Genomic DNA, 16,970 nt, shown 5'->3' on the forward strand with positions numbered 1-16,970 from the left:
ATAAATACCCTGCAAAAAGTAAATTTCACAGGGTATTTGAATAGAATTTTTAATTTTACATTTCTAAAGAGGTACATCTAGTTGCCTCTTTTTGTTATGCCCGCGCTTTTAAAAGTGGCACTCTCGATTTTATAATTGATAAAAGTACAAACAAACTAAAGCTAAATAATACAGTGCCTGTGAAGACAAACCCTGGTGTTCCTACTAAATCTAGGATGCCTAATAAGGAAGATCCCGCCACAACGCCTATCGAGAAGAACGCATAGAAATAGCCATATGCTTTCCCGCGCGTTTTTTCAGAAGTCGCTTCAATTAAGATGGAATTGATGGAAGGGAATAAAAACGCAAAGCCTACACCATATACTGCTAAAATACCGTATAGCAACAGTGTTTCCTGCGCTAATCCAATTCCAATTTGGGCCACACCTAATAGCGTTACACCAATTAGTAGCGTCACCTGTGCATTGACATAATCAAAGATACGATTCGTTGGTAAAATGAAAATTAATACCGCCACAATGCCAAACACACTCAGAAGCGTTCCTGACATACGCGAGCCATAACCTAAATCTTGTACATGAATCGGTAGTAAATACGCTAAAACCCCTTGTGAAAACATTAGGAAAAACGCGCCGCCATAGGATTTGATAATTCCTAGGTTCCACTTAAGCTTTTCTTTCGTGTGCTGTTCTTTCCGTTTTGGTAACGGGAATTTACGTAAAAAGATAAAGAGACCGATTAACAAAATAATCCCGTATACCGCTACCATACTTAACACGTCTGGTACGGAAACTTTACTTGCTAAAATCCCACTGGATGCAGGTCCAACAATGGCCGCAATCCCAACAAATGACCCTGTCACTGCGCTCCCACTGCCCTGCTCGTTCGCACGACGAATATTCGCTAATAACGTAAAGGCTGCCGGTGTAATAAAGCCACTACTAAACCCGTGAATACAACGGACAAGTAATAAAATTTCGGGGCTATCTACAAGCTGATAGCAAAGTAACGATAAGGATGATGTGATGAGGCCAAATACTAAAATCCGGAATGCTCCGATTTTATCCGTAAACACGCCTGAAAAAATATTGCCAAATGTATTCATAAACGAATACAAGCCAACAACAATTCCGGCAATAAACGTCGTTGCCCCAACAGACAACGCATATGTACTCATAATCGGTAACTGAACAAATAAATCAAAAAACGAAAAGAAAATAATCGCATAGACAAGCCAGTGCGTAGGAAACGGCTTGATGCGCATCCTTTTTTCCATTTTTCGTAGCTTCCGATCCAATAGGAAGTTCCCAAATGGGATAAACGCTACTAAGACGGAAAGCAAGGACCAGCTAACATTCCATTGAATACGAAGCTGAACAAGAATAATCGCAATGACATAAAGCACGAAAATTCCACCATGCAGGCTGCCGTTCACTGTTACGAATAGCGGTAAATCGGCAAAATATTTTAAAGGCATTGAAATAAATAGTAACGTAATAAGTGAGAGTCCATCGAGTGTTCCCATTATGCGTAAAAACCGTAGTGGATGAATCTTCATTTTTTCCTCCTGCTGCGAAAAATCCTCTTTATTATATCATGCCATTTTACTAGTTCTCTACTTGAATGATAAGTATTCTCAAAATATTTGTCTAATATTACAAAAAATGAGCACAATATGCATTTTTCTGCATTGTGCTCATGATTTTTTATGGTCTTCTAGAAAATCCTTGCTAAAACTTGTATTGGAGGCAAAGCTTTTCTTTTTCACGCGGACGCCGCGCTGCACGACACCTTTGCCAAATTTTTTTGCCATTTGGTCTACGAGCTCGACAATCGGTTCATCTTTAATATGCTGCTCAAAATTAAATAAATTGAGCTGCTGTGTTGATTCCGCTTGATCGACAACATTTGATACGGTAATCCCAATAAGGCGTACGGGTGTTTCATCCCAATGCTGTAAAAAAAGCTTCCACGCAAGATCAAAAATTTCATCCGCATGCTGGATCGCATTTTTAACGGATTTACTCCGCGTTTGGTTTTGCCACTCAAAATTGCGAATTTGAATACTAATCGTTGTCCCGGCTAAGTATTTTACTTTTAAGCGCTCGGCTACACTACGACTTAGCTTTTCAAACGTTTCTTTTAAGATGTAATATTCTGTTTCATCGCGCGGGAGCGTTGTTGAATTACCGACACTTTTTGTATCAAAAATGGAATTTGGATCCACTTCACGTGGATCTTCTCCGTTTGCACGTTTGTACAGGCGCGCACCGTTTTTTCCAAATTCTTTTTGCAATTTACGTTCATCGGCCTTTGCTAAATCGCCAATCGTTTTAATGCCAATCGAATTTAGCTTTTTCGCCGTACTTTCTCCAACGCCATGCATTTCGATGACTTCCAGTGGCCATAATAATGCTGAAATTTCGCGCTTTCGTAATACGGTAATCCCCATTGGCTTTTTCATATCTGAAGCCGTTTTTGCTAAAAACTTATTCGGTGCAATCCCAATCGAACATGGCAAATCCAGCTCATGTAAAATGCGTTGTTGCATTTCCTGTGCAAGTTGTAGTGGATGCAACGTTTTCGAACGCTCTGTCACATCTAAATAGCCCTCATCTATCGACACGGGCTCCACTAAATGTGTATAGCTACGTAAAATAGCAAACATCGCCGCACTTGCCGCTCGGTACTTCGCAAAATCAGGTGGTATCAAAATAATGTCCGGACATTTGCGCTTTGCTTCCCCAACAGTCATCGTTGTATAAATGCCTTGCGCCCGCGCCTCGTACGAACTCGTCACAATAATCCCACGGCGCTCCTTAGCATTACCCGCCACTGCCACAGGCTTCCCCTTAAGCGAAGGATCATGCGCCTGCTCAACGGATGCATAAAAGCTATTCATATCGATATGAAAAATCACGCGTCCAGCCATACGACCACCTCCTTTGCTCTATTTTAGTACAGATGTTCGTTAGCGGTAAAGTAAACTATTGGTTTCTTCGCAGAGCCATGAAAGAAAAACGTTTAGCGAAAACGACCGCGTAGAATAGGTACTCATCTAATTTCCTAGTAGAAATAACACTTTTACAAAACAATTAGCCACCTACGACATTTACATCGTAGGTGGCTATTTTTAATTGTTATTTTTTCACGTGTGCGGCTACTGGCTCTAATAAATTCGCGTGAATATGATTGGCTGAAATATAACCGAATACCGTTGTTGGTCCTAATGTTGAACCAGGACCTGCATAGACACGGCCCATCACAGACGCTGAGCAGTTTCCTGTCGCATATAAGCCTTCCACGACTTCACCATTTTTTAGCGCTTGCCCGTATTCATTCGTGACGATACCGCCTTTAGTACCTAAATCTCCAGGGAAAATCTTCACCGCATAATATGGTGGTTTTTCGATTTTACCTAAGTTCGGATTTTTATAATTTGGATCACCGTAGTAATTGTCATATGCGGAATTACCACGACCGAAATCTTCGTCCACGCCTTGATCGACAAAGCCATTAAAACGTGCAACCGTTTCACGTAGGCCTTCAAGCTCGATACCACAAAGCTTCGCTAAATCTTCAATGGTTTCCGCCTTTTTAATGAACCCTTTATCAATCGCGTCTTTTGGTGTCATGCGTGGGAGCATACTACCAAAAATATATTTATTGCGGTTACGGCTTTCCATAATCAGCCATGATGGAATCGCTTTCCCTGTTGCTTCTTGGCGTTCTAAAATCGCGTGCCCTGCATCAGTATAACTTTGTGATTCGTTGAAATAACGCTTGCCTTCTTGATCGACAATGATGCAATGTGGCATCGAGCGCTCGTACACTAAAAACTTGCGTGAGCCGTCTTGGTCAAGCGTTGCCGGTCCCCACCAAGCATCATCGAGTAAATCCGTATCAAAGCCGTATTTCTCGGCAATCAATAAAATATCCCCTGTATTATCTGGGCTTGCTGATGTCCAATCTGTTCCAACATTATGATATTTTTTACGTAGCTCTGGATTACGCTCAAAGCCACCGCTCGCTAAAATAACCGCTTTTGTTTGAATAAAACCTTTTTCCCCATTATGCTCGACTTCTACACCGACGACTTTCTCATCCTCGAAAATAATATCTTTCAGCGGTGTCGCCAAACGAAGCTTCACGCCCTGTTCAAGCGCAATTTTAAGAAGTCCTGCCACAAGTCCCGCGCCAATCGATATCGCGCGTTCGCCCTTAATCTTATGTTTAAAGCCCGTTGCAAACATTCCAACAACCGTGTTGAAATCCTTGGCATTCGTAAATGCTTTTGGTAATGAGGCCACTTTTCCTGATAACAGTGGGATTGGTGGCTCGATTTCACCAATGCGTAGCGACTGCTCTAATGCTCCTAATTTCCGCGCATCAAAAATCGCTCCTTCAATCGAGCGTCCGATTTTCCCACCCGGCTGTTCTGGATAATAATCAGGATAATGCGTACCTGCTACCCATTTCATCCCTAAGTCCTCTAAATATTTCACCATTACATGCCCATTTTTCACATAGGCCTCTTTCCGTTCACGCGTTGCTGCTGGTCCATCGTGGGTAATGATGGTATCCATATACAGTAGCGCCTCTTCTTCGCTATCTTGTAAGCCTGCCTTTTTCGATACGTGATTATTTGGAATCCACAAGCCGCCACCAGAAAGAGCTGAGGAACCGCCCCATGACTTTCCTTTTTCAATCAAAACGGTCTTTAACCCTTTGTTAGCTGCGGTAATCGCAGCCACAATTCCTCCCGCGCCAGCCCCTACTACGACAACATCAAATTGCTCATTCCACTCCATCCAACCACTCCTGTTTACATAATTTTCCGTCTTTAATTCATTTTACAAAATTTAGTTGAATACGTAAAAGAATTGCTCTTAAACTGGCAATTATTTTAGTTTATGTGAATTTAGGAGGGAGCATTCTCAGATAAATGTCCCATCGAACATGTCCAATCGGTAAAAATGCGCAAACCTTTGCTACATCAGGCTTCATGAGCTACTAATATAAACGGAATCATTTTCTTTTAATCTTTGTAGTACCTATTAATATATAGATGCTACCTAAAAACGCCTGCCTACATTTTGTAGACAGACGCTTTATATTAAATATTTTTACGATCGCGTTCCCAACACTCTGTGTTATCTAAGCCTTCGATTTCATCCGCATAAAACACTGGGTTTTTTCCGGCTTTCCGCTGAACTAAATAGTTGTCGAGTACTTTCTTCGCGATTTTCCATAACGCTAAAATCGCAATTAAGTTAATGAACGCCATGATGCCCATAAACACATCCGCTAAATCCCAGACAAGTTGTACTTTGGCAACAGAACCGAAGAACACAAAGCCGATAACAAGCACACGGAAAGCATTTAACATTACTTTCGATTTTTTAATAAATTCAATATTCGATTCCCCGTAGTAGTAGTTCCCAATTACAGAACTAAACGCGAAGAAGAAAATCGTAATCGCAAGTACCGCCCCTGCCCACTCGCCAATACTATCAGAAAGTGACACTTGCGTTAAGTTAATCGACGCCGCTTCTGCACTTAAATACGCATCGCTCATTAAGACGATTAATGCGGTAGACGTACAAATAATTAATGTATCAATAAAGACACCTAATGTTTGAATCAATCCCTGTTTTACCGGGTGAGACACGTCGGCCGTAGCAGCGGCATTCGGAACAGAACCCATACCCGCCTCATTAGAGAATAGCCCACGTTTAATCCCGTTCATAATCGCAGCACCAATCATCCCAGCAAACATTTCCTCCGCACCAAACGCAGATTTAATAATTAAATTAAATACCGCAGGCACTTCCGTAATATTAAGTACGACTACAATTAGCGCTAAGAAAATATAAAAAATCGCCATAATCGGTACTAAATACGTTGTCACAGAAACAATACGGCGTAAACCACCGAAAATAATAATCCCTGTTAATACTGCAAGAATGATCCCCATTAGCGTACGAGACACGCCGAAGCTTTCGTTAAACGCGATGGAAATTGTATTTGCTTGAACGGCGTTGAACACAAAGCCAAAGCATAATGTAATCGCAACGGCAAAAATAATCCCTGCCCAGCGTTTCTTTAACCCTTTTTCAATATAGTAAGCAGGACCTCCGCGGAATAAGCCGCCCTTGTCCTTTACTTTATATACTTGCGCTAATGTACTTTCAATAAATGATGATGCAGCACCAATTAGCGCGATACACCACATCCAAAAGATGGCACCTGGACCACCAAGTGCGATTGCTGTTGCAACACCGGCTACGTTCCCCGTACCGATACGTGATGCCGCACTGATCGTGAATGCTTGGAAAGAGGAAATTCCCTTTTCGCCTTTTTCGTTGACTGGTGCTTTTTCTACAATGACACGGAACATTTCCGGAATCATGCGGAATTGAACGAATTTTGTTCGAATCGTGAAAAACAAACCAATTCCAATCAACATGTAGATGAGTAAATACGAATACATAAATGTATTGATTTCTCCCACGATATTTTCGATAAATGACATAGTGCTACCCCTTATAAAGTATTTGATAGTTATTTGATACCCTTTCCTAGTGAATACCATGTAATGCGAAAATAATATCATACTATTGTGGCAAGCATCACTTTTCGATCAAAAACGAGAGAAAATGGTATTGGTTTTTCTTTGATGTTAGATATTATAACGTGAATACGTCAATAACTCTACATTTATCAGATTAATACGAATACATAGTAAGCGATAACGAGTGCGATAATTGGCAGTACCCAAGTTGAAATTTGATACTGGCTTTTCCCTAATTGTCGCCAATGATAGAGCAGAATTGGTAATAGTAATAGGCTCGCGACAAACAACCCATTTTCCGCGCCAAAATAATATAAACTAACACCTTGCAAAATGGTTGCGTATATATAGAATCCAATACCAAGTATAAATGGTTTCCACTTCTTCGTGCCATTGAATTTTTCGGTACTTCCAAGTAAGTTAAACTTCAAGCACACAAGTACTGCTGCAGAAACAACTACTCCAAAAATAACGAGTTTCAGGATCTCCGAGACAATACGCAACTCTCGTGAAAGCTTTTGCAACTGCGCACTTTCAGCATCCGTTAGTTCATACACTTGCTTTGTCGCTACGTCCATCACAAACTGTTCCTGACGTTGATTAATCGTTGTTGCCCAAAATTGTAAATACTGTTTCGCCCCGTCGTCATAAAACAATAGAAAATCCCGACTCGCTGGAGGCAACTCGTCCCCTTCATACACTCGTGTCGCTTGAATTGTATTATCAGCAATTTGCGCAAGGAACTTTAAATCTTGCGGTGCGATCGTTGTTTTTGATGTGTAATACCATTTATCAATATCCTCAATTGGTTCTGCTGATAGATTTGTAAAATAATACGCTTTTTCTAGCGGTGCGGATGATGCTGCATGATTTGGAACAATTGTTGAATTATTTATGAGCATTGTTAATAACATGAAGATTAATGCAACTGTCGCCATGCCTGTCCCTATCACTTGCAATCGTTGGTAGCGTGCACGCCGTTTTATTTTGCTTTTGATGTGCTTGTAACTTTGCGTTTGTTGCTCCAATGTCCTTTTAGGTGCTTGTAATTTTTTGAACTGCTCATCCATCTAACTCACCCCTCATCCATTTTTGCAGTTGCTTTAGACCGCGCTCGGTATTATTACGTACCTTCGCTTCATTCCAGCCTAAAACTTCAGCCGTTTCCTTAATACTGAGCTCCTCAATTTTTCGCAGTACGATGGCCGCGCGGTATTCAAATTTCAAATTGGCAATCGCTTCGTATAGTTTTTGTGTATCTTCCTTAGCGTCTACTAATTGCTCAGGTGTTAATTCAACCGAAACAGGCTGATGGTGCTTTTTAAATGTAATAAATTGAAGTATTTTCTTGCGTTTCATGTCGTCATATACTAAATTCCGCGCAATCGTTCGTAGCCATGTCAGCGTGTTGGACTGTTCCCGAAACGCTTGTCTTGCGTTGTGGGCACGTATAAATGTCTCTTGCATTAAATCTTCAGCTAGTGTTTCGTCAAATGTTAAAAAGTAAATGAATCGATAAATATTATGATGATACCGTGCATAATCCTGTTCTAAATCAAACATACAGCTCCCCCCTTCCTTACCACTTAGACGATTCAGTATTCCATTTTACTCAATTATTGTAAATTATTTTTCGGATTAGAAAAGCACATTTCGCATTTTTATGTATTTCATCGAAAAAAGTTATTATTTCCTATCCTCTAAAAACAAAAAACCTAATAAGAAAGGCTTTAAAGGCCCACCTCATCAGGTTTTTCAAAATGTGTAATGAATAATATTAGACGATTGACTCCATCAATTGGAAGTACCATACCGTTAATTAGACGTTATATAATGCACCATCAATTGTGTAAGAAGATGAGCTGATATAGCTTGCTTCATCTGATAATAAAAATGCGATTAAATTCGCCACTTCTTGCGGCTCGCCGTATCGCTTCATTGGCACTGCCTCATTATACGCAACGCGCGCGGCCTCAGCAGCACCTGGCGCTACATTTGCTTCAATACTGCGCATCATACGTGTATTAATCACACCTGGATTTACGGTATTAACACGAACATTGAACTCCGCTGCCTCAAGTGCAGCTACTTTATTTATTCCCATTAATGCGTGCTTTGATGAGTTATATAGCATCATACTTGGTGAACCAATCAAACCAGCTACAGAAGACGTATTGACGATTGCACCAGATTTTTGTGCTTTTAAAATTGGTAGCACGTATTTCAAACCGAAAAATGCACCTTTTACATTAATTCCGAAAACAAAGTCAAAATCTTGTTCTGTAATGTCTTCAATTGGCTTCGCTGGTCCTTCCACTCCTGCATTATTAGCAAATCCGTCAATACGACCGAATTTTTCAATTGTTTTATCTACATAATTTTTAACATCCGCTTCTTTTGAAACATCCGCTTTTACCGCTAAGCCTCGATCACCTAATTGAAGCTCCTCAATAATCGCTTGGGCTGCCTCTTCATTTAAATCAACAAGTGTCACTTTCGCCCCTTCACTTGCTAATTTGCGTACAAGCTCTTTACCAATGCCACCCGCAGCACCCGTAACAATCACAACTTTGCCTTCAAATTTCCCCATCAAATACGCTCCCTTATATGAAAAATAGTTGATTGCTTACATTTTAATTATGCCACTTTTTCTATAAATAATTATAACCTATACAAAAATTAGAACGAAAACTAGCGTACCTAATTTAATGTTAAAATAAGTAAAGAGATTGTGAAGTAAGTGGTGTTCTTAAACTGAAAACGAAGCAGAAGAATTGAAGAAAAAATAATCATTAGGAGGAGTTATATGCACCCAACAGAAGTTATAGAGTTTATGGTTGTAGGGGGTGTCGTTGCTGTGATTATAATTATTTCATTTATTTTAAAAGGTAATTGGCGAAAGTTTGGATGGGCATTAGCCTTAGTCATTCTTTTAGCATACTGCGTACTTTTTATTGCTCGTCCTTATTGGATTGATGCACAAATTGAGAGAAAAGTTGAAATGTTAGAGCCATATTTAGAACAACAGTATCCAAACAAAGAATGGACGATTACAACGGTTCCTCATCGAGAAGATGGTTACAAGCACCTTAATCCCTATTATATTGGAGTAATTTTCGAAAACGAACCCGAAGTTACTTATCATTATTGGGTAGATAAGAATAACATCAAAATTGGTTATTCGACAAACAAAAGTTTAGACGAATTAAACTATAAAGAAAGTGAATAAGCCAATGTTTTAACAACATTGTGGTTATGCACTGTTTTACTAACGGAAGTTTTAGTTGAAAAAGAGGTCATTACAATTCACAACAAAAGGAGCTTGGTTATCCAAGCTCCTTTATTGTGTTATTTCTCTTGTTAATTACCGTATTAATTATAATGTCAAATTTACATCAATAAGGGTTCTATTTTAACTGTTTTTTTATGTTTTGTACTCCAGAACCGAACCCATTACTTCAAAACGGCTGTATTTCTTTTCTACAAATTGTTTTAACGACTGCGATTACTTAATAGAAATAACTAAAGTTTATGCTGTTACATCGCGCTTCATAAAGTAACCGAATGTAATGGCTAAGAAAATCACCGCGTAGACAATATTCACCACGACCGAAAAGCCTATTGTTAAGCCTTCAATCATTGGAGAGCTACCTGGTGCGTAGTACGATATATCATTCGCAAACCAAATATATTTCGCAAACTCATATTGCGATAAGAACATCGTCGCCGTTTGACCCATTAATAAAATGAATAATGACAAACTTACGGCTAATGTACTTGAACCAAATAACGAACCGATCATAAACGCAAAAATCGTTGTCATGACCATCGAAGCAAGCGAATAGCCAATCATTTCAAAATACGTGCTTTCCAGTGCTTGTTCAATTACCTGTCCATTGACAACAGATAAGGTAATGGCGTTATCATTATTAAATAAAATGAAGCTCAGTAACGCTGAAAACGCACAAGCAATGACTAATAATACAAGACCATATAAAATGGATGCGACTAGTTTTGATAATAAAATTTTCCAGCGCGCTACTGGACGTGTTAAGAGCATTTTGATTGTTCCTGTTCCAAATTCATTTGAGACAATTCCTGCGGCAATCACCGTTGTAAAAATACTTACCATCATAATCGACATAGTTAATGTAAAATTATTGTTTTCACTGCGTGACATAGTCTGTTCTGACGGTAAATCATTGGCGATACGGTATTCTGTTTTTGCAATTTCATCGTTATAATACGCGGTATCGTCTGGCGTTTGTTCACCATAACTTGACCATTCCTTCAAGTTCTTCAGGTGCTCTTCATTAGATTCAAGACGCTCCCCTGTTGTCGCAGATGGGTCATCAAAGTATTTATTTAAGCCCATCACTAACGACAGTAAGGCGATTGTAATAATTAGCATAATCCATGCATTTTTTTGGGACCACATTTTGATCCATTCATTTTTAACGAATTGCATCAATCGCACCTCCACCCGTCATTTCAATAAATTGATCTTCTAAACGTACTTGAATTGGTTGGATGGCATAAAGATCAATGCTCGCTTCCACTAATTGACGCACAAAATCCGGTACTTCATCTTTTGTTAAATCGAGATTAAAGCCTCCATTGTGCTTCGTTAACTTGTCACCAAATAGCGCAAGTGCCTGCTCATGCTGACCAATTTCAATGTAATACTGTGTTGCGGCTTGTTGCTCAAGCTCACGTAAATCAATGAGCTCTCCGTTTTGAATAACAGCGATGCGGTCTACCATTAACTCAATTTCTGATAATAAGTGACTTGATACAACAATTGCCACATTATCCTCTTTGGCAATTTTACGTAAATACATACGGAACTCACGGATACCTGCTGGATCTAAACCGTTTGTCGGTTCATCTAAAATTAAAAACTTCGGACGGTGTAGCATCGCCTGCGCTAAGCCTAGACGCTGACGCATACCAAGCGAGTACGTTTTCACCTTTTCATGAATCCGATTTTCCAGACCAACTTGTGCCACAACCTCATCAATTCGTTGTTTTGTTACACCTTTATGCATACGAGCAAAATGCTGCAGGTTTTTGTAGCCTGACATGTATTTGTACATTTCCGGATTTTCGACAATTACCCCAACATGACTGATCGCCTGCTCATAGTCCTTCACCATCGAATGCCCATTAATGATTACTTCACCCTTAGAAGGATACATAAGCCCTGTCATCATACGGATTGTCGTCGTTTTCCCGGCACCGTTTGGCCCCAAAAAGCCGGTAATTTGCCCAGGATAAAACGATAAATTCAAGTTTTTAATAATGTGCTTGCCTTTAATCGTTTTGTTCAAATTTTTAATCTCTACAATTGGATTTGTCAATTAAGTGCACCTTCTCTCTTTTTCTAATCTAGTACTTATACGAGCGACATGCAAAAAAGTTCCAAAAAAGAAATAAAAAGTATGAATTAGTGATGACAAAACAAAAAAATATAATAACCTTTTCTAATAAATTTTTACTTGATTGATTGGTGGGCTACGGCAAGACAGCGCTAAAGCCACGTGATACGTGTCTTTATCACTGCCTTTATTGCCGTTTGCGAGGCCCACCAATCCAAAATATTACCCTCGTAATAAAGTGAAGTACGCAAAATTACGCCGCTTGCGCTATCGCGAGGCGGCAGATGGTGAAAAAGTTACTATTTCTATATTGAATATGCTTAAATAAATGCTCTGCTGATTGAAAACTCATTTATTGAACGATTCTTTACTTATTAACGCTGATTATAAGTAGGACTGTTTTAAAAGGAACATGCTTTTTTCATCATTTATTTACAGAAGCTCACTTTATACTTAAGTAGAGTGGCACGAAGCGAAGGGTGAGCTACAAAAACATTTGCTTCAACGAAAAGAGTTGGACGGAGTGGAGGGGCCGACTTCTAGAGGAATAGTATTCCCAGTAGCGCAGCAGAACGTATTCAATTAAAAAAGCTTATTTTATTCTTTATCTTGTCATCCCCAACTTATCGTAATGAACCATAAAAAACCCCATCAGTACAAAAAACTGATGAGGTACACAAATTATTTATCTTCTCCGAGCCATTCATCCTTCATTAAACCATACAGTGCATGATCGACATAATGATCATATAGCCACTCCGATTGACGAATCGTTCCTTCGAGTGTAAAACCTAAGCGCTCTGCAATATGGCGGCTCTTTTTGTTGTCGACCGCTGCACGGATTTCTACCTTTTGCATCTGGTATTCCTTAAAGGCTATATCGATGATGCCTTTAACCGCGCGTGTCATAATGCCTTCACCTTGGAACTTTTCATCTAAAAAGTAACCAATTTCACATTTATTTAATGACTTATGAATCGTATTAATCCCCACTTTCCCAACAAATTGCCCCTTGTAGTAGATCGCCGTATCGAGTCCTTCTCGCTTGGCAAAACGCTCTAAATTGTACGTAATAAATGAACGTGAATCTTCTACTGTTTTTGTGTTATCCACCCAGCCAAGCCACTGACGTAAATAGTCACGTGAACGATCCACAAACGCAAAAATTTCCTCCGCGTCTTGCTGGGTCACTAATTTTAATTGAATTTCATTATCCACTTCATAATAAAACATACCTATTCTCCCCTAATCTAAAACAGAAAATTTCTTTATTATTTTTTCTAATCATATAGAGCGATTGCTGTTTATGCAACAGAAAACATGATTCTTTTCCCACTTATATGTGTAAGTGCCAATGAAAAAGAGATATGAATTCTGTTTATTAAAGTAAAATTCACAATATTCCAACTCAATAGTTTGTTAAAATAACAGTAAGAGGTGACAGCAATGGATACACAAGCACAACAATGGGGTCAATTCATTAAATACACACGCCAGCAGCAAAAACTTAAGCAAGACGATGTGGCATTCGGCATTTGTACGCCGTCTTATTTAAGTCGCATTGAAAACGGGCTTGTCATGGCGGAATATGCGTTATACGAGCTGTTATTTGAGCGACTTGGTATCAATTTAGCCGAAACGATGCAGAGCGAAAAAGACAGCTTACAACATTACGAATTTATCTACGAAAAGCTGTTATCAAACGAAGCGCTTTCAGATGATGAGATCAAAGTCGTCAAAACGCACAAGGAATCGTTTCAACTTTTCGAGCACCAACTTATTGCCAAGCTGATATATAGCCGTTATTTACTTTCAATTAAAGCAGACCAACAGGCGCGTACGTTGTTAAATGAAGTAGCGCCGTTCATTTCCTATAAAAATGACCGCAAAACGACACTTTATCTGGCGATTACTGCCTTTGCGCATTTATCCTTTTTAGAATTTGAGCAACTTGCAGCACGTGAGGATGATTCATTTAATGCTCAACTCATGGTGCAAGCAAGTGCGTTTGAGCAGGCCAACTATCATTATCATCTTGCCTTCGCGTATCATCGTAGCTATCAAATGCAAAAGGCGCTTGTTCATATTGAAAAGGCAGCGCTTCACATACAACATTTGTATAAGCCATTATTTCAGCTAAAGCTCTATTCCATGAAGGGCGTGATTTTCAATGATTTACATCGCTTTCACGAAGCCCTACGTGAATATGAGGCCGGCTTAAATTTACTCGACCAGGTGGCGTCGATTCAAACGCCTTTCCAGTACAGTTCACTTCATAATAATATCGCCTATTGTTATGAGTGTCAGAAAGATTTCAAACAGGCGTGTCACCATTATGCGCTCGCACAGCACTATGAAGAGGATTTGCACGCGGTCATAAACTGGATGCGGGCAACCTATCAATTGGACGATTTCTCGCAGCTTCAAACACTACTTGAAACATACGAGGCATCTCATTTTTCAGTACCGCATCATGTGTACCAGCGTGCCCTACTTTCCTATGCATGCGAAGATGCGCATACGATTGCCGGCTTAAAGCAATTAGAGGAACGGGCATTTCCTCATTTTGACCAGCAGCACTACTACGCATTGACGTTGTTTTATGCGCCATTATGGGCACGGTTTTACGAAAAATTACACGCCTATAAACAAGCGAGTCATTGCTACCAATTAGCTTTACACGCAAGTGAAAAAATACGCGCACGCATGAGCAGTTAGAGGTGAGTCGATGCGATTAAAAAAGGAATATTTTATTTTATGGATTGGCCAAGGGGTTTCAAGACTTGGTAGCTGGATTTATTTAATTGCCCTAAATTTAACTGTTTGGCATTTAACCGAGTCCCCTGCTATGGTCGCGATGCTTTATATGATTGGGCCGATCGCACGAACGTTTTCAAGCTTTTTTGTAGGCTCCATTGTGGACCGCACAAATAAACGTACCATCCTTATTTTAAGCGATGTGTTCCGTGCGGTAATTGTTTGTCTGATGCCTTTTGCGTCATCGGTTTGGTTGATTTTCGGATTCGTTTTTTTAACCAATATCGCCGCTAGTTTTACCCAACCTAGCAGTATGTTTATGATTACAAAACTCGTTGCAGAAAACGACCGTCAACGCTTTAATGCGATCAATAGTATTTTGAGCTCCGGTAGCTTTATGATTGGTCCCGCGTTAGGCGGTGTTATCATCGCCATGAGTAATACTTCCGTTGCCATGTGGATCAATAGCGGTGCCCTGCTGTTTAGCGCCTTTATGATGTCTTTACTACCAACGATTACACAGCAGCTAAACGATCAGCGAAAAATGATTACACCTGCCATGATACGTCAGGATTTTCAAATTGTTTGGCGAACAATGCGCAAACAACGTGAAATTTTAACATTCTTTATTTTATATAGTAGTGTACTGATGATTGCCCATGCACTGGATTCACAGGAAATGTCGTTTTTAAAGGATTTTCATGAAGTTTCTGATGCCTCGTACGGTGTGATTGTTGGGGTGACGGGTATCGGTGCGATTGTTGGTGGGGTTTTGGCCGCAAGCTTCGTGCATAAACTTTCGTTACGGGCCTATATTGGTGCCGGCTTATCCTTGACGCTTGTTTGTTATACCATTTTCTATGCTTCACCTAGCCTACCACTGGCAATTGTGGCCTTTATTTTACTTGGCTTATTTATGTCCTTTAGCAACACCGGTTATACGACGGTTTACCAAAAATCCGTTCCCCCAGAAATTATGGGGCGCTTTACAAGTTCACTCGGTCTTTTTGAAAGTATATTACAGATCTCTTTGACACTCGTTATCGGGCTTTGTGCACAGTGGTTCACCATTCAGCTTGCCACAACGCTTTTCGCGCTTCTTGCACTTTGTCTAGCAGTTGTCCTCTACCGCTATCTCGCGCAAAATAAAATCATTACGGAAGGAAGAGGCTCATGATACGTTATGAAACGGTTTGCTATTGCTGCAAAAAGCCATTTTATGTAGAGGAAGGGTCAAACAAGTACCGGTTATTTAAGCAAAATATGCGCGGCAAGCATTCGTGCGAGTCTTGTGATGCAAAGGTATACCAAGAAGCCCGCGCGAATTTATTTAGTAAGTTGAAATAACTCTCACTTTAAATTGTTTATACCACTGTAAATGGGGTAATGAAATGAACTTTATAGCTTTCCTATTTTAGTTAAACTCTTTTTTAAAAACAACATCGATTACACATATGTATTGGGGCATTTCTTCTACAGCGTTGATATTGATGTAAATTTAATTTTCATTTAATTGTTTAATATTCATGATGTCCTCCATTCATATGAATTTTGTGTCATTCTATATTATATAAATTATGGTGGAAAAAACATTATATAGATAAAACCGCCAACAAAAAGAGTAGCAGCATGTAGTTGCTACTCTTTTTTCTTATTCCATTGAATCAATAATTTTTACAATACCTTCTATAGTAATTTTATTAAAACTTATCTTATCAATGAAAAAGGCGTATTCAATTCCTTTTTTATTGATAATAAATGTGTCAAAATTTTTATTATTTTTATAATGTATAATTTCAATGCCATCACTTGATTTAATTTTTTCAGTAACAACTGGAGATTTCTCACGTTCTTTTTCTGTAGATGCTTTTAAAACTGATATTTTATAACGAACATTACCTGAATTTTCATCTAAATATGTTATTTCCAATCGGGAAAATTCTTTATTGCTTTCAAATTTCCCTAACATATGAGTAAAAATAATTGGAGGTAAACGAGTTGGTAATTCTATATTTTCTCCAAAAAAATTTTCTGCCTTTTTCATAGCTTCACTAATTTCAGTAAAGCCATTATTTAAATAAAGCTTATTAACGTCATACCATCCTTCTGATTTAATACTTTCTGAATTAACATTAGGAACATTTCCAATCAATAAAAAAAACAAAAGTAACAAGTATTTTTTTTTCATTTAACATCCTCCATTTTAAATTTATTAATTATTTTCCCCAAAAAAATAGGATTTATAAATTTAAAATAGAACC

The 16,970-nt window shown here is 39.1% G+C and carries 14 protein-coding genes; 3 read left to right on the top strand and 11 right to left on the bottom strand.

The features are described from left to right. Positions 1–94: 94 nt before the first annotated feature. The 7 genes from NSQ62_RS11335 to NSQ62_RS11365 form a co-directional block, all read right to left on the bottom strand. A complete protein-coding gene (locus NSQ62_RS11335; RefSeq protein WP_341320251.1) occupies positions 95–1,558 on the bottom strand; it encodes an MFS transporter in 1,464 nt (487 codons plus the stop codon). Between the two features lie 138 nt (positions 1,559–1,696). Beyond that, positions 1,697–2,932 carry a DNA polymerase IV gene (locus NSQ62_RS11340; RefSeq protein ID WP_341320252.1) on the bottom strand — a complete coding sequence of 412 codons (1,236 nt, stop codon included), beginning with the start codon at positions 2,930–2,932 and terminating at the stop codon, positions 1,697–1,699. Positions 2,933–3,140: 208 nt separating this feature from the next. After that, positions 3,141–4,811 (bottom strand): FAD-dependent oxidoreductase, encoded by a 1,671-nt coding sequence (locus tag NSQ62_RS11345; protein ID WP_341320253.1) that lies wholly within the window; start codon positions 4,809–4,811, stop codon positions 3,141–3,143. Positions 4,812–5,116: 305 nt separating this feature from the next. After that, positions 5,117–6,535 (bottom strand): alanine/glycine:cation symporter family protein, encoded by a 1,419-nt coding sequence (locus tag NSQ62_RS11350; protein ID WP_341320254.1) that lies wholly within the window; start codon positions 6,533–6,535, stop codon positions 5,117–5,119. Positions 6,536–6,723: 188 nt separating this feature from the next. Next, positions 6,724–7,644: a hypothetical protein gene (locus tag NSQ62_RS11355; protein ID WP_341320255.1), complete on the bottom strand. Its 921-nt coding sequence runs from the start codon at positions 7,642–7,644 to the stop codon at positions 6,724–6,726. Continuing rightward, the gene (locus tag NSQ62_RS11360; protein ID WP_341320256.1) at positions 7,637–8,137 is read right to left on the bottom strand and encodes an RNA polymerase sigma factor; all 501 of its coding nucleotides are present in this window, start codon (positions 8,135–8,137) and stop codon (positions 7,637–7,639) included. The genes NSQ62_RS11355 and NSQ62_RS11360 overlap by 8 nt, the downstream gene beginning before the upstream one ends. A gap of 256 nt (positions 8,138–8,393) precedes the next feature. Continuing rightward, a complete protein-coding gene (locus NSQ62_RS11365) occupies positions 8,394–9,164 on the bottom strand; it encodes an SDR family NAD(P)-dependent oxidoreductase (protein WP_341320257.1) in 771 nt (256 codons plus the stop codon). Between the two features lie 216 nt (positions 9,165–9,380). On the opposite strand from NSQ62_RS11365, the gene NSQ62_RS11370 reads away from it, so the two are divergent. After that, positions 9,381–9,803: a hypothetical protein gene (locus NSQ62_RS11370; protein WP_341320258.1), complete on the top strand. Its 423-nt coding sequence runs from the start codon at positions 9,381–9,383 to the stop codon at positions 9,801–9,803. 300 nt (positions 9,804–10,103) lie between these two features. Here the strand turns inward: NSQ62_RS11370 and NSQ62_RS11375 are convergent, their stop codons facing one another. The 3 genes from NSQ62_RS11375 to NSQ62_RS11385 form a co-directional block, all read right to left on the bottom strand. Continuing rightward, positions 10,104–11,042 (bottom strand): ABC transporter permease, encoded by a 939-nt coding sequence (locus NSQ62_RS11375; protein WP_341320259.1) that lies wholly within the window; start codon positions 11,040–11,042, stop codon positions 10,104–10,106. Beyond that, on the bottom strand, positions 11,029–11,934 hold the full coding sequence (locus NSQ62_RS11380; protein ID WP_341320260.1) for an ABC transporter ATP-binding protein: 906 nt from the start codon (positions 11,932–11,934) through the stop codon (positions 11,029–11,031). The genes NSQ62_RS11375 and NSQ62_RS11380 overlap by 14 nt, the downstream gene beginning before the upstream one ends. Positions 11,935–12,633: 699 nt before the next feature. Further along, positions 12,634–13,185, bottom strand: a complete 552-nt coding sequence (locus tag NSQ62_RS11385; RefSeq protein WP_341320261.1) for a GNAT family protein — start codon at positions 13,183–13,185, stop codon at positions 12,634–12,636. Positions 13,186–13,398: 213 nt separating this feature from the next. Here NSQ62_RS11385 and NSQ62_RS11390 point away from each other — a divergent pair, with 213 nt between their 5' ends. Both NSQ62_RS11390 and NSQ62_RS11395 read left to right on the top strand, forming a co-directional pair. Continuing rightward, positions 13,399–14,670 carry a helix-turn-helix transcriptional regulator gene (locus NSQ62_RS11390; RefSeq protein WP_341320262.1) on the top strand — a complete coding sequence of 424 codons (1,272 nt, stop codon included), beginning with the start codon at positions 13,399–13,401 and terminating at the stop codon, positions 14,668–14,670. 10 nt (positions 14,671–14,680) lie between these two features. Beyond that, positions 14,681–15,886, top strand: a complete 1,206-nt coding sequence (locus tag NSQ62_RS11395; protein ID WP_341320263.1) for an MFS transporter — start codon at positions 14,681–14,683, stop codon at positions 15,884–15,886. 474 nt (positions 15,887–16,360) lie between these two features. Here NSQ62_RS11395 and NSQ62_RS11400 read toward each other — a convergent pair whose 3' ends face one another. Further along, the gene (locus tag NSQ62_RS11400; RefSeq protein WP_341320264.1) at positions 16,361–16,897 is read right to left on the bottom strand and encodes a hypothetical protein; all 537 of its coding nucleotides are present in this window, start codon (positions 16,895–16,897) and stop codon (positions 16,361–16,363) included. Between the last annotated feature and the right edge of the window lie 73 nt (positions 16,898–16,970).

Source organism: Solibacillus sp. FSL H8-0523, from assembly GCF_038051985.1.
Classification (GTDB): domain Bacteria; phylum Bacillota; class Bacilli; order Bacillales_A; family Planococcaceae; genus Solibacillus.